At 69.2% G+C, this 14,083-nt stretch carries 9 protein-coding genes, 1 tRNA gene and 1 other RNA gene; 3 read left to right on the top strand and 8 right to left on the bottom strand.

The window, feature by feature from the left end; genetic code table 11:
* Positions 1-99 precede the first annotated feature (99 nt).
* The 5 genes from ACTWQH_RS02090 to ffs form a co-directional block, all read right to left on the bottom strand.
* Positions 100-831 carry a DUF5063 domain-containing protein gene (locus tag ACTWQH_RS02090; RefSeq protein WP_443284531.1) on the bottom strand — a complete coding sequence of 244 codons (732 nt, stop codon included), beginning with the start codon at positions 829-831 and terminating at the stop codon, positions 100-102.
* An 84-nt stretch (positions 832-915) separates the two neighbouring features.
* Positions 916-1,515: a recombination mediator RecR gene (gene recR, locus ACTWQH_RS02085; protein ID WP_443284530.1), complete on the bottom strand. Its 600-nt coding sequence runs from the start codon at positions 1,513-1,515 to the stop codon at positions 916-918.
* Between the two features lie 18 nt (positions 1,516-1,533).
* Positions 1,534-1,872, bottom strand: coding sequence for a YbaB/EbfC family nucleoid-associated protein (locus ACTWQH_RS02080; protein WP_443284529.1), 339 nt, complete (start codon positions 1,870-1,872; stop codon positions 1,534-1,536).
* Positions 1,873-1,945: 73 nt separating this feature from the next.
* Entirely contained in the window at positions 1,946-4,279 is a 2,334-nt protein-coding gene (locus ACTWQH_RS02075) for a DNA polymerase III subunit gamma and tau (RefSeq protein ID WP_443284528.1), read from the bottom strand.
* A gap of 30 nt (positions 4,280-4,309) precedes the next feature.
* Positions 4,310-4,404: signal recognition particle sRNA small type (ffs, locus tag ACTWQH_RS02070), an RNA gene on the bottom strand.
* Positions 4,405-4,501: 97 nt separating this feature from the next.
* Between ffs and ACTWQH_RS02065 the strand changes: the two genes are divergently transcribed.
* Positions 4,502-4,586 (top strand) — tRNA-Ser (locus ACTWQH_RS02065).
* 185 nt (positions 4,587-4,771) lie between these two features.
* On the opposite strand, the gene ACTWQH_RS02060 is transcribed toward ACTWQH_RS02065, so the two are convergent.
* Complete coding sequence (locus ACTWQH_RS02060; RefSeq protein WP_443284690.1) at positions 4,772-4,894, bottom strand: transposase family protein; 123 nt, start codon at positions 4,892-4,894, stop codon at positions 4,772-4,774.
* Positions 4,895-5,208: 314 nt separating this feature from the next.
* Here ACTWQH_RS02060 and ACTWQH_RS02055 point away from each other — a divergent pair, with 314 nt between their 5' ends.
* Both ACTWQH_RS02055 and ACTWQH_RS02050 read left to right on the top strand, forming a co-directional pair.
* Entirely contained in the window at positions 5,209-7,284 is a 2,076-nt protein-coding gene (locus ACTWQH_RS02055) for a TerD family protein (protein ID WP_443284689.1), read from the top strand.
* 273 nt (positions 7,285-7,557) lie between these two features.
* Entirely contained in the window at positions 7,558-9,279 is a 1,722-nt protein-coding gene (locus ACTWQH_RS02050) for an ATP-binding protein (protein WP_443284527.1), read from the top strand.
* An 877-nt stretch (positions 9,280-10,156) separates the two neighbouring features.
* Here the strand turns inward: ACTWQH_RS02050 and ACTWQH_RS02045 are convergent.
* Together ACTWQH_RS02045 and ACTWQH_RS02040 are read right to left on the bottom strand one after the other, a co-directional pair.
* Positions 10,157-13,522 carry a type ISP restriction/modification enzyme gene (locus ACTWQH_RS02045; RefSeq protein ID WP_443284526.1) on the bottom strand — a complete coding sequence of 1,122 codons (3,366 nt, stop codon included), beginning with the start codon at positions 13,520-13,522 and terminating at the stop codon, positions 10,157-10,159.
* Between the two features lie 235 nt (positions 13,523-13,757).
* Positions 13,758-13,970, bottom strand: a complete 213-nt coding sequence (locus ACTWQH_RS02040; RefSeq protein ID WP_443284525.1) for a hypothetical protein — start codon at positions 13,968-13,970, stop codon at positions 13,758-13,760.
* Positions 13,971-14,083: the final 113 nt, after the last annotated feature.

Raw genomic sequence — 14,083 nt, 5'->3', positions numbered from 1 at the left:
GCTCGCTCGCGGTGTGGCGGGCGGAGTGCGCCCGCTCCCGCGAGATCGTGGCGGCGGCGCCACGGGGTCCTGGCCGGGTGGCTCGCAGCTGGCTCGTGGCTAGCTGCGCTGCTTCAGGCCCAGCGGCGTGGCGATCTCGGCGGCCATGACGCGGCCCGCCTGGCGCTCCAGGTCGTCGTCATCGGCGGCGTCGCTGTCGGTGTCCAGCCCGTTCAGCTCGGCCAGCGGCGTGTCCAGGCGGACGTGCGCGACCAGGGACTGGAGGGCGCGCAGCGTGGCGCTCGCCGTCGGGCCCCAGTTGGTGAGGTAGGAGAACTGCCACCACCACAGTGCCTCGCTGACGCGGCCCTCGCGGTAGTGCGCCATGCCGTGCCGCAGATTGGAGACGATGTCCGCCAGGTCGTCGGAGATGCGGGACGCCACGGGGGTGCTGCGCGGCACGTACGGGTCGAAGACCTCGGAGTAGACGTCGACGGGCGCCAGCAGCTCCGCGAGCTGCTCCCGCATCTGGTCCATGTCCGGCTCCGGGCCGGTGTCCGGCTCGTACCGCTCCTCGGGGACGATGTCCTCGTACGCCCCGAGCCGGCCGCCCGCCAGCAGCAGCTGGGAGACCTGGAGCAGCAGGTAGGGCACGGCGCTGTCCGGGTCGTCGCCCTTGGCGACCTCCGCCACGGCGACGGTGAAACTCTCGACCTGGTCGGCGATCTGCACGGCGAAGCTGTCCGGCCCGTCCGCGGGCAGACTGCCGCCCTGGCCCTGCGCCGCGCCCTGCGTCCGCTGCGCGTCCGTGGCCGCGGTGGTTCCGCTCGTGCCTGCTGTGGTCTCGGACATCACGCGGTCGCCTCCCCAACGGGCCCACCCGTGGGCCCTTCGTGTGCGCCGGTCTCGGCCCGGCGGATGTGCATCGGCTCTGCATTACACATCAAGCAGCCGCCTCCCCTCGAAGGCACGCCCCAGCGTGACCTCGTCGGCATACTCCAAGTCTCCCCCTACGGGCAGCCCACTGGCTAGCCGGGTGACCCGCAGGCCCAGGGAACCGACCATGCGGGCCAGATACGTGGCGGTGGCCTCGCCCTCCAGGTTCGGGTCGGTGGCCAGGATCAGCTCCGCGACGGAGCCGTCCGCGAGGCGGGCCAGCAGCTCCCGTATCCGCAGGTCGTCGGGGCCTACGCCGTCGATGGGGCTGATCGCGCCGCCGAGCACGTGGTATCGGCCCCGGAACTCGCGGGTGCGCTCGATCGCCACCACGTCCTTGGGCTCCTCCACCACGCAGATCAGCGTGGGGTCGCGCCGCGGGTCGAGGCAGACCCGGCACTGCTCCTGCTCCGCCACGTTCCCGCACACCGAGCAGAACCTGACCTTCTCCTTCACCTCGGTCAGGGCGTGGGCGAGGCGGCGGACGTCGGTGGGCTCGGCCTGCAGGATGTGGAAGGCGATCCGCTGCGCGCTCTTGGGCCCGACGCCGGGCAGCCTCCCCAGCTCGTCGATGAGGTCTTGGACCACGCCTTCATACACCGGGCACCCTCCAGCGCGTCAGAGCGGCAGACCCGGGATGCCGCCGCCGCCCAGTCCCTGGGCGAGGGGCCCCAGCTTGGTCTGGGCCAGCTCCTGCGCGGCGTTGTTCGCGTCGCGGACCGCGGCGATCACCAGGTCGGCGAGGGTCTCGGTGTCCTCCGGATCCACCGCCTTGGGGTCGATCTCCAGGGCGGTGAGCTCACCGGAGCCGGTGACCGTGGCCTTGACCAGCCCGCCGCCCGCGCTGCCCTCCACGGTTGACTCGGCCAGCTCCTGCTGGGCCGCCGCGAGATCCTGCTGCATCTTCTGGGCCTGCTGCAGCAGCTGCTGCATGTCGACCCCACCACCAGGGAACACGGCCTCACTCCAATAGCTGTCGGGCTGTCGCGGCTGTACAGGCACGAGCCTACGGGGTTCGGCCGCCCTGGTCTCATTCGTGGTGGAACTCCTCGAGGACCGTGGCCCCCAGCTCCCGGATGATCAGCTCCGCACGGCTGCGGGCGATGCTCCCCCCGCCGCCCCCGGCCCCGGGGGACGCGGACACCGGAGGATCCTCCGGGTCGATCACCGCGTACTCCTCCTCGTCCGGCTCCTGCGGCGCCCGCTGCGGCGGGGCCTGCGGCTCGGGCGCCGCCGGGCGCGGCACCGACGCCTGCGGCCGCGGCTGGGCCGGCGCCTGCCCCTGCGGCGGTCCCTGCGGCGGAGCCGGGGAGGCCGGCGGAGCGGCCCGGTCAGGTCCGGCCGGCGGCACGTGCGGCGGCGCGGGCGGCGGCGGCCCGCCGCCCCCGGGCCCCGTGGGCCCGCCGGGACCGCCCGGCGGCGGCCCGCCACCGGAGTCCACCACGGCCTCGATCCTCCACCGCACGCCCATCGACTCGCCCAGGGCCTGCCGCAGCACCTCCTCGCTGCCGCTGTTCACGAAGTTGTCCCGGGCACCGGCGGAGGTGAAGCCGAGCCGCAGCGTGCTGCCGTCGAAGCCGACGACCTGTGCGTTCTGGCTCAGCAGGATCCAGCTGTACCGGCGGCGGCCCTTGACGGCCTCGAGGATCTGCGGCCACATCTGCCGCACCTGGGTGGCGTCGCCGCCGCCCCCGCCGCCCCCGCCGCCTCCGGCGGCCGGGGCGGTGGGCGCGGCGGGCGCTGGAGGCGCCTGGCCTCCGCCGCCCGGCCAGGCCCCGGACGCCCGGGAGCCCTCCTGCGCCGCCGCCGTGGGCCACGCACCCGGTCGCGAGCCCGACGTGCCTTCCGGCGCAGGTCCGCCACCGGGCCGGGCACCGGGCGGCTGAGCGGCGGTGCTCCCCGATCCCGGCTGACGCCCCTGCGCCTGCGCCTGGCGCTGCCCCGTGCCCGCGGGCCAGGCCGCCCGGGGCTGCGCGTCGCCCTCATCACTCGCCGCGCGTTCCGCGTCGCCGGCGCCCGGCTCTGTGCCCCCACGAGCCGGCCACGCTCCGGGCCGCCCGGCGGCCGGACCACCCGATGCCCCCGAACCCTGTTCCTGGCTCTCTGCCCCCGGCCCAGCAGGCCCCGGCCCGACCGCCTCGGCCCGCCCGGCGTCGGCCGGCCCTGCCGCCATCGGCTGCGCACTCCCCACGAAGTTCGTCACCGCGGCCCCGCGCTCCAGCCGCTCAAGGCGCGCCATCAGCGAGCGCTCGTCCTCATACGCCGCCGGCAGCAGCACGCGGGCGCAGATCAGCTCCAGCTGCAACCGCGGCGAGGTCGCGCCGCGCATCTCCGTCAGCCCGGTGTTCACCAGGTCCGCCGCCCGGCTCAGCTCGGCCGGGCCCAGCGCCGACGCCTGCGCCCGCATCCGCTCCAGCACATCGGCGGGCACGGTGATCAGCCCCTTCTCCCCGGCGTCCGGCACCGCCGCCAGGATCACCAGGTCCCGCAGCCGCTCCAGCAGGTCGGTCACGAACCGGCGCGGATCGTGGCCACCCTCGATCACCCGGTCCACGACCTCGAACGCCGCCGCCCCGTCCCCGGCCGCGAAGGCGTCCACGATGGAGTCGAGCATGGCCGCGTCCGTGTACCCGAGCAGCGCGGTGGCCATCTCATACGTGACGCCGTCCTCACCCGCGCCCGCGAGCAGCTGGTCCATCACCGACATCGAGTCCCGCACCGACCCGGCCCCGGCCCGCACCACCAGCGGCAGCACGGCCTCGTCCACCGTGATCGCCTCGCGCTCGCACACCTCGGCCAAGTAGTCACGCAGCGTGCCCGGCGGGACGAGCCGGAACGGATAGTGGTGCGTCCGCGACCGGATCGTGCCGATGACCTTCTCCGGCTCCGTGGTCGCGAAGATGAACTTCAGGTGCTCGGGCGGCTCCTCCACCACCTTCAGCAGGGCGTTGAACCCTGCCGGGGTGACCATGTGCGCCTCGTCGATGATGTAGATCTTGAAACGGCTGGCGGCCGGCCCGAAGAACGCCTTTTCCCGCAGCTCCCGGGCATCGTCCACGCCGCCGTGCGACGCCGCGTCGATCTCGATCACGTCGATCGACCCCGGCCCGTTCCGCGCCAGGTCGCGGCAGGAGTGGCACTCCCCGCAGGGCGTGGGCGTCGGCCCCTGCTCGCAGTTGAGACACCGGGCGAGGATGCGCGCGCTGGTGGTCTTGCCGCAGCCCCGCGGCCCGCTGAAGAGATACGCGTGGTTGACCCGGTCGTTCCGCAGAGCCTGCTGCAGCGGGACGGTCACGTGCTCCTGCCCGATGACCTCGGCAAAGGTCTCGGGTCGGTAGCGGCGGTACAGCGCGAGGGAGGACACGACTCCGACGATATCGGCCCCCACTGACACACGAGGGCCCCTCGCGCACCCGACAGAGCCCACCTACCCTTGCTGCCTTCCGGCCCTGGGGGAGTTCAGCGGGATAACGCCGCGCGAGGGGCTTCCGCCAGCCTACCGGATCCCGCACCGCCCCACCCACCGCCCTCGCCCCACCCACAAGCGGTTCGCTACCGCCCTGGCCGGTCTTGTATCGTGTCCGGCGGAGGATTCGCCTAGAGGCCTAGGGCGCACGCTTGGAAAGCGTGTTGGGTTCACACCCTCACGAGTTCGAATCTCGTATCCTCCGCCCCGCCTGACCAGGCAAAATGCGGCTCCGTCCACTCTGTGGCCGGAGCCGTTTGGCTTGCGCTGGTCTCAGTTCTGGTCTCATTCGTATCTGGCATATAGCGATATATAGGTCGATTCTTCGCCGTGCATGCTCTCCTCAACGGCCCGTCCGACAGTCGGTCGTCAGGCACTTGAATCGCCGTATCAGCAGTTCAATCGCCACCGGCAGCCCGCCCAGCGCCGCTCGTACCGGCCGTGCACCCGTTCGGAGTTCTCCCCACACCGTGGACACGACGCTGACGACGTACGCGGGAGGGCACGAAACACCACACCGCCCACGCCTCGCCTTGGCGATCTCCGTGGGATTCGTCGTGATGTTGCTCCTTCGGACAGCCTCGCTGTCGGCGTCGGTCAGGGCCGGCCGAGGGCCGATCCGTAGAAGGCCGCCAGATCAATCATTCGGATCTCGGAGTCGGCTTCCCGGAGAAGACCCCGCTATCCGATCTGGTACGAGCTGGCCGCATCCGCCGCCATCCCGTCTCTCCCCATGACCTCACTCCGGGGCTTACGCTCTACCGAGCGTGGCACGCCACACACATCGGGCGATTGCCAGGCGGGAGATGGGAGACTCCGTGCACGAGATGGTCAAGGGCTCCAATGTGAGCTTGGGGGATCTGAGCGAGGACATCGGTTCGCTCATCGTCAGCCTGGGCTGGGTCAGCCCCACCGGTGAGAGCGACGCGGACGTGTCCGTCCTGCTGCTGGACGGGAACGGCAAGGTGCGCAGTGACGACGACTTCTACTTCTACAACAACCCCGTCGCCGCCGATGGGAGCGTGCAGGTGCTGGGCAAGACGCCCACGGCGGACGGCAACGAGGACCGGATCAGTTTCGACCTGACCTCGGTTCCGCCCGACGTCGACCGGATCGTCGTGGCCGCGAGCCGGTACGACGAATCCCACTTCGAGGAACTGGACGACCTGCGGGTGGTGGTGAGCGACGGCGGTGGCGAGAAGCTTCTCCGGTTCGCCATCGAGGACGCGGGCACGGTCAGCGCGATCATCTTCGGTGAGATATACCGGCGCGGGGAGGAGTGGAAATTCCGCGCCGTCGGACAGGGCTACGGCAATGGCCTGGCCGGTCTGGCGACGGACTTCGGCGTCGACATCGACGACACGGACACGGACACGGACGCGGAAAGGGACGACTCGGATACAGACGCGGCGAAGGCACCGGACAGCGCTGGCACCGGGGCCGAGGCCGTGGCGCTCGGGCACGCCTCGGTGCCCACACCGGCCCCGGCCAGCGAGCCGAAACCACCGGCCATGCCCGCCCCCCGTCCGCCCGCCGACGAGCACCGGCCGGCGAAGCGGACGACACGACCGCGCACCGCGCGCAGGAAGATCACGCTGCCCAAGGCCGCAACGAAGTCCCTGGCGGAGAACGACTCGTGGCAGGAGGCCAGGCTCTTCCCCGTGTCGGGGCTGAAGAGCGACCGGGACCGTGAGACGCGCGCCACCTCGGTGCTGCTGTCCGTCATGGCAGAGGTGCCGGAGTTCGGCAGGAGGCTCACCGCCGCGTTCGGAGCGCCGGCCGGCCGCATGGAAACGTTCACGGAGGTCTCCCTGCCACACGGCGACACGCCACGGCGACCGGACGGCGTGATCCGCGTAGAGCGGGCCGGCAAGCTGTGGACGGCGTTACTCGAGACCAAGACCAGCGGCCACGCTCTCAAGGCCGAGCAGGTGCAGGCGTACATGGACATCGCCGCACGCCGCGGCTACGAGGCCGTGATCACGCTGTCGAACGACGTCTCGCTCGACGGCGGCCCACCCGTCAACGTCAAGATCGACGGACGACGCAAGCACAAGGTGGCGCTCTGGCACCTGTCGTGGGCTGAAGTCACATATCAGGCACAGATGTTGATCCGCCACGAGGGCGTCGGAAACAAGGCGCACGCCTGGCTGCTCCAGCAGCTGCTGCACTACTTGCGGCACGAGAACTCCGGCTGCCACAGCTTCCAGAACATGGGCCGGTCCTGGGTCCCCGTGCGCAACGGAATCGACGAAGAGACCCTGTCCCAGGGGGACCCGCGCGCCCTGGACGTCATCGAAAGCTGGGAGCGGCTCATCCGTCACATCTGCCTCAGGCTCGGCGGCGAGATCGGGCAGAAGGTCCTCCCCGTCCAACGGGCCAGGCGCGGCAGCGACCCGAGCCTCCGCCGGAGTCGCCTCGCCGACGAGCTCTGCGCCGATGGGCGGCTTCGGGCGGAGCTACGCATCGAGGACGCGGTCGGCGTGCTCGCCGTCACCGCCGATCTGCGGACCGGCAAGCTCCGTACCTCCGTCGAGATCCCGGCCCCCGAGCAGGGCTACCCCCTGGCATGGGCCAAACGCCTCATCCGCCACCTGGCCGAGGCACCGGCGGACCTCCACATCGAGACTCTGGTCGACGGCGAGGCGCCAGGCCCACGGGGCACCTTGGAACGTTTGCGCCCCGAGCCGGCGGACCTGCTTCCCCATGCCAGCGGCTCCCAGATCACGGGCTTCCGCCTGTCCCTCCTGACAGGGATGGGAAGCACCCGGGGCAACGCCGAGTCCGGCTTCATCCGCAGCGTCGACGACGGCGTCCACCGCTTCTACACCACGGTGATGGTCCATCTGGACCGCCCGGCACGCCGGAGAAAGTCGTCGAAGGAACGCACCACGACGGCCTGAGAGCTGGCCAGCATGCGCGAAACTCCTACCTGGGGGCGGAACCTGTTCAGCGGCGACGCCGAACACAGGGACCAGCCCACCGGAGACGCTCTCGCTGCCGAGGGAAGAGAGGCCAGTCGTGGTGTCCGTCGTAGCCGAGGCTGCCGTACTGGGGATCCTCCGGATACAGCTTCCTCCAGGGCGCGCTCGCTGCGGTGCACGGCGGGCCGAGTGCGCGAAATTGCCAAACTGAGATTGTTGATTTCTTTGAGGGTTTAATTGTAGATTTCCGCTGTGGATGTCTCACAGCTTCCCGAGCTCGTCGCGGTTCTTCGTGCGGAGGGCAGTGACCTGGCGGAGGTGGAGGTCAAGCACGCTGCGGGCGGGTTCCCGCGGTCGGTCGCGACCACCGTCTCGGCGTTCGCGAACACCCCGGGCGGTGGCCTGCTGCTGTTCGGGCTGGACGAGAAGGCGGGCTTCGCGGCGTCGGGTGTGTACGACGTCACAGCGTGCAAGGCGGCGCTGGCCTCGCTGGCGCGCCAGGCGCTTGACCCTCCGGTCACCTTTGTGGCCGAGACCGTCGCGTTCGAGGGCACCTCATTGGTCGCCGCCGAAGTACACGAGGCGCCCAGCGTGGCCAAGCCCGTCCGGGTCAGGGCGAACGGGCGGGCTTATCTGCGCGCCAATGACGGTGACTACGAGCTGTCGCAGGTCGAGGAGCAGGCGTTCCTCGCCAATCGGGAGACCCCTCGTTTCGACCAGGCAGCGGTAGAAGGCGCGAGCGTGGGTGGGGATCTGGATCCCGCTCTCGTCGAGGCGTACCTGGATTCCTGCCGTCGCTCGTCCGCCAGCCTCGTGCGTCTCTCGGATGCGGACATCCTCTTCCGTACCGGCGTCACCACAGGCCCCGAGCGCACCCCCACCCTGGCCGGACTCCTTGCGCTCGCTATCCATCCGCAGCAGTTCGTCCCCAACGCGGTCATCCAGGCGAGCGTCGCGCCCCAGCCTGGCGATCCGCCCGGCACGCGGGCCCGGGACGCCAAGCGTTTCGACGGGCCTGTCCCCCTGATGTTGGACGAGGCGCTGCGCTGGGTGGCCCGCAATACCCGTACCCGGGTGCGCTTCGGTGCCGACGGCCACGGACACGACGAACCCGAGTACCCGCCGGAAGCCGTACGGGAGCTGCTGTCCAACGCCCTGGTCCACCGCGACCTGGGCCCGCACGCCCTCACCCAGGCCATCACGCTCAAGCTCGACCCCAACCAGCTACTGATCAGCAATCCGGGCGGGCTGTGGGGGCTCACCGTCAGCAGCCTGGGCACCGTCGGAGTCTCCTCCACCCGCAATAGCTACCTGGCCCGGATCTGCCAGAACGTCCGCTCAGGCCGGGACCGGCGCGTCATCGAGGCCCTTGCCTCCGGGGTCCCTACCATCCTCGCGAGCCTGAGCGCGGCGGGGATGGTTCCGCCACGCTTCCACGACCAGGGCATCCGGTTCACCGTGCGCGTACCGAACGACGTCCTGCTGGCCCCGGACGACCTCGCCTGGCTCAACGGCATCACACCGGCCGGGGGCCTGTCCGACGTCCAACGCCACGCTCTGGCAGCCATGCGGCACGGCACAGTGTGGAGCAACAAGTCATTGCGCGAGGCGTATCCCATGGACTCGCGCGAGGCCACCGCCGTACTCACCGGCCTGGTCACCGCCGGACTGGCCGAGCCAGTCGGCGAAGGCGGCGCCCGCGCCTACCAACTCGCGAGCCATGGCACCCGGCCCTCGCCAGATACCGCGACCCGAAGCCCGCGCAGATACACCAGCCGCCGCGACAACGCCCGGAAGATCCTCGACCACCTCACTCGGGAGGGACCCGCCACACTCGTGGAACTCGGAGCGGCCTGCGGCCTCTCGAACAGGCAGACCCAGTACGCCCTCGACCTCCTGCGCGAGCAAGGCGACGTCGAGTTGCTCGGAGGCCGGGGCACCACAAGCCGTTACCGCGCCGGCCCTCGGAACTGACGTTTCCATCAACTCGGGGCCGAGCCCAGCCGTGGTCTCAGTTCTGGTCTCATTGGCACCTGTCCGGCACCGTCCGGAAAGTCGTCAGGCTCTGATCACCCCGCAGGTCAAAACACCTCCGACCATGCCCGGACACCCGGACGGACAGTTGGAAAACGCGTTGGGTTCACACCCTCACGAGTTCGATCTCGTATCCTCGGCCCCGCCTGACCAGGCGAAATGATGATCCCGGCTGCTCCGGCGGCCGGGACCATTGGTATGCCCTGGTCTCAGTTGTGGTCGCGTTTATTTCCGGCATTCGAGACAATCAGTCCGGATGTGGTGAAGCGAGGCTCCTCTCGTCGACGAGTGGCCGTCAGACCAGGGGGTAGCCCAGGGCAACGGCTCCTTGCGGAACCTTGGCAGACGGTCGGGGGAGACGGCCAAGTGGCGGTCGCCGAGCCAGGTGCACAGTGCTCGTAGGCGGCGGTCGCCGGCCATAAGGGCTGCCAGTGCCGTGCGGCGGCAGGCGGCGACCACGACGGCGATGTGGAACGTCGAATCGGCGCGCAGCAGGCGGGTCCTGGTCCAGCCAGCCTCGCGGGCGGTGGCCAGGGCCTGGTGACGAAGCGCTGCGCGCCGCGGGCGTCGGGGGCCTTGTGCCACAACCGCACTCCAGCGATCACCGGCCTGGGGATGCCACGCGGTGCCGGTTCCAGCGGATGGGCCACCACGTCGTCTTCATCAGCGGCGATGTCACGTCCAAGATCGGCGACCCGTCGGGACGCTCCTTGGAGCGACCGCCCTCACCAACGAGGACGTCGCCCGCAACCTGAGCGGCTCCTGAGCCGGACCGCTACTGCAAGATCTCACCCATGACACCGGTCAGGCATCGGCTCTACGGATCTTGTCGCCTTCTGCGGGGTGGCTGAGTAGCGCCGGATTTCCGGCTCCTCCGTGACCGTGTCATCGGAGTGGTGGCGGGAGAGTCCCTCTCCGCGGTGAGTGGCCTGACGGCGTGCGGCTCGCGTGCCTCGATCTCCTCGGTCCCGGGGATGGGGTCGGTCTGTATCGGTGCGGGAGCGGAACGGCGTGCGGTGTCCGGGACGGGCAGGACGTTCCGACGCCGCAGTTCGGCGACGCTGACCAGCGGTGACATAAGAACAGCGTCGAGCAGCCCATCCTGAGCCGACTGCAGCTCGACCAGATGCCACAGGACGGCGAGCACGTACTGGAGTTCCTCGCTCCAGGCGGGGCGCCACCGGTCGGGACGGATGTGGTCCAGCTGGCTGACAGCCCTGCGAGACCGCGGTCCCGTCCTGCGTTTCAACCAGCCGTCGAGAACGTTCTGTCCGCTGACCTGGTAATCCCGCATCTCCTGACTCACCGGCCCGAAGACGCCCTGGCCGAAGTGGAGTTCGAAACCGTCGGGATCGTAGACGAAGCTCTCGGGTAGTTCGCCCCTACCGACCTGCCTCCGGTACGTGATCGTCGGCTGCGCGGTCCTCCAGACCTCCCGAGGCCCATCAGACCTCCCCGCCACCGGATCCACAAACCTCTCTCCGAAGGTCGAGGCCCAGATCACCTTCCGCCCGATAGGCAGCGCCTCCGACCACAGTGTGGTGTCACCGGTGAGTGGTACGCGGACGCCGTTGGTGGTGAGTTCGTCGTCGAAGCGGGAGCGGAAACCGGGGTGGGCCGTGATCGCGGCGATGTACGCGGCCAAATCCTCGGCGGTGACAGGCAGACCACCGAAGGAGTTACGAAGGTGCTGGAGAAGGCCGGGGGTTACATTGGGGGTGCCATCCTTCTGCAGGAGGGGTAATACCCTGCCACCACCCCAGCCGGCGAAGTGATCCATATCCGGCATCAGCGCGGTGAACAGCGTAGCGGGGCCGTCGCCGAAACGTCCGGAGTGCCGCTCCACGATGTGTATCTGCCCCTCGGCCCGGTTCTCCCACAGCTCCGGCGAGCATCTGTCGAGGACCCTGTTGTCGGGAATGATCCACTGCCGATCGAAAGGACGGAAGGCGAACAGTGCCGGTTCCGGGCACTCGGGGCCCGCCTCCAGCATCGACCGCCTTCGCTGCGCTGAGCCTGGGAGGGGCTTGACCTGCCGGTCGACGGTACGGCTCTGGGTCTCCCTGAACAAGGCGCGCTTCTCGGCAATGTCCGTCTCAGCGGTCAACCTCCGCCATCGGGAGCGCAGCGTGTCGGAGTCTGGGGAGTAGACCCACGTCCGCTTCGGCAAGATGCCGGGCACTGTCCACGGCAGCAGATCATCCAACGCGGGATAGGTATCCCATGCTCCGTGTGCCGCGGGCGTGAACGGGGCGTGGGTGTCCTGGCGCACCGACCGCCACTGGTCGCTGTCCGGCTCGAGAGCCTCGAGCTGCGCGTATTTCTCCTCACGGGTGCCGTCCAGGGCGATGTACCTGATGTGGGCGGGTTCGGTGTCGGCCCTGCTGCGGACGAACACGGCGATCGTCAGTGGCTGCTGTACGCCTTCGAAGAGGCGTGTCCGCATCGGTGGCTGGATGCCCTCCGGGCTGAGGTCGATGATCCAGCCCTCCGAACAAGTCTCACGCAGGTACTTCCTCATCCCTCGGAAACCGGGCCCGCTGAGGAAGCCCGCGGTACTGATGAAGGCGACGATTCCGCGGTCCGACTCGGAACGATGCTGTTCGAAGACCTTGAAGGTGGCCCAGCGCCAGAAGTAGACGTACAGGTTCTTGAGCTTGTTCTCGTGCACTCCGTTTCTGCCACCGAGGCGGAAGTCATCGAGCAGAGGTGCTTTGTCCTCGTCCTCGCGGCCTTTCTCCACCCAGCCGCCCTCCCCCTCGGCTCTCTCCCGGTCCGGCGGGTTGCTGATCATGACGGTGACCTGCTGCTCACGCTTGATCCAGTCCGCCTTGCGCATGTTTTCGACCAGAGGATCGCCATCGGGCAGGAACGTGAAGAGCGTGGCCCTCTCGTAGGGGTCTGCGAGGGTGTCGGCGAGATGGAGTCGCAGATCGCCGAGTTGAGTGTCGGTGACTTGCTCGCGGAGGGTCTGGGTGATCCTCATCTGGGCGACCGCGTAGGCGGCCATCTGACGCTCGAAGCCGATCAGCCGGCCCGCCAGTTGTTCCACCGCTTCGCCGCGGAAGCCCTCCCCACGGCGGGAGCGCTCTTCGGCGACCCTGTCGATGATCTCGCTGAGGAATGTGCCCGTGCCCATCGCGGGGTCGACGATCGTCACCTGCTCGTCGGCGAACCCCTCTACGCAACTCAGGCGGGTGCGCAGTACGGCGTCGGTGAAGCGGACCATCTCCTTGACGAGACGGGGCGGGGTGTAGTGCGTGCCGGAGCGCTTGCGCAGCTCGCGGTCGTATTCCTGTAGGAAATTCTCGTAGAGATGAACGTGGGCGTCAGGATTCTGGGCTCGGATCGCCTCCCAGTTGACGGCGTCGATGACCTGCACGAGCGTGTCGATACGGCGGGCGAACTCAGCGTCCACCGTCTCCGTCAGCAACTGCAGGGCTCGTCCCATGACCGTGTTCTCGGCCTTCAACTCACGTGCAACGTCCCCGAAGTTACGGCCGGCGAGCGGTACGTTCTCGATACGGGCCAGCAGCAGGGCGAAGGCGATCGTCTGCGTATAGCGGTCGGCGAAGAGGTGGTCGGGGTCCTGTCCATCGGTCGAGGGGAAGAGCACCTTGCTCCAGTGGTGCGCGAGAGCGGTGAAGGGCTTAGGGACACGCCGTCGGCTGCGGGGACCGTCTGGTGCTCTGCGCTCGAGGGCAAGCTGCTCCAGCACCTCCTCGCGCAGGTACTGGCACAGTGGAGCGATGGACGTTACCAACTGACCTACGGTGGCGATATGTTGCGGCTGCCATCCGAGAAATTCCCGCAGCAGATCTCGAAACGCCGCACCGTCGGCTTCACTGGTACGCAACCGTCTGCCGGAGCGGTAAAGATCACCATCGAGCCGGACCATGCGGAGAGGTCGCGAACCGCCTCGGTACAAGCACCAGGTGTGGCCGTTGCTGTACAGCACGTTGGGTAGCCGACACATCAGCTCCCACTGCTCGCGATCCCGCTTGGTGAAGCCGTCGGGTGTGACGTCGTGCCCAGGGGCCTTCAGCTCCAGGAAGCCGGTGATGCGCCCCGATGTCTCCACCGCGTAGTCCGGGCGCACCCGGGCCTCGGGCAAGGGGTATTCGGGATGAAGGCGAGGACTCAGCTTCCAGCGCGCACCGAAAGTCTCCACCAGCTTCGCCACCGGCAGGCTGATGGATGCCTCCGTGTCACTGACCCGCAGACGCTCCCTGCACTCGGCTCCGAAGTCGGCCAAGAGAGCCCATATCCACTCCTCCGGCACCTCGCCCCCCTCCAGGCTGTGGTCTCGGGCGGTGGACCACCGCAGATACAGCGTCGCTGGAGGCGAAAGGGCCGGCTCAGTGTGCACGGGGGGCGCGCGAGGGGCACTGACGGCGCGTTCCGTGACTGCTGGGAAATCAGGTGCGGGTGTTGGTCAGGAAGGGACCGCAATAGCCGACGCAGACCTTGCCGGGACGCGAGGCGTCGTCGTGGAAGTGCACGCGGGACGCAATTGTGTTGCCGTCGCCGACACGTAGGTGCGCCTTCGTGTTCACGCACTTCAACGGGTCCACCTCAGGCGGGAAGGTGCATTCCACGCGCTGGACGACATGGAGAAACTGGTCCCTCATTCCATCGTGGTCAGGAAAGTGTGATCCGCCGCGCTGGTCTCAGTCCTGGTCTCAGTTGGCTGATCAGCTCCCGGCGGGCATCGGACGCCGTCGACGTCCCCGGCTCTCGGACC

Source organism: Streptomyces sp. 6N223, from assembly GCF_052246635.1.
Taxonomy (GTDB): Bacteria; Actinomycetota; Actinomycetes; order Streptomycetales; family Streptomycetaceae; genus Streptomyces.
Note: the sequence above shows the minus strand (reverse complement) of the source record. Positions and strands in the feature narration are given on the sequence as shown.

Bases quoted from the DNA above. Each gene is read 5' to 3' on its own strand.
- ACTWQH_RS02040 (WP_443284525.1), bottom strand. From the start codon at position 13,970: ATGAGGGACCAGTTTCTCCATGTCGTCCAGCGCGTGGAATGCACCTTC.
- ACTWQH_RS02055 (WP_443284689.1), top strand. From the start codon at position 5,209: ATGGTCAAGGGCTCCAATGTGAGCTTGGGGGATCTGAGCGAGGACATC.
- ACTWQH_RS02090 (WP_443284531.1), bottom strand. From the start codon at position 831: ATGTCCGAGACCACAGCAGGCACGAGCGGAACCACCGCGGCCACGGAC.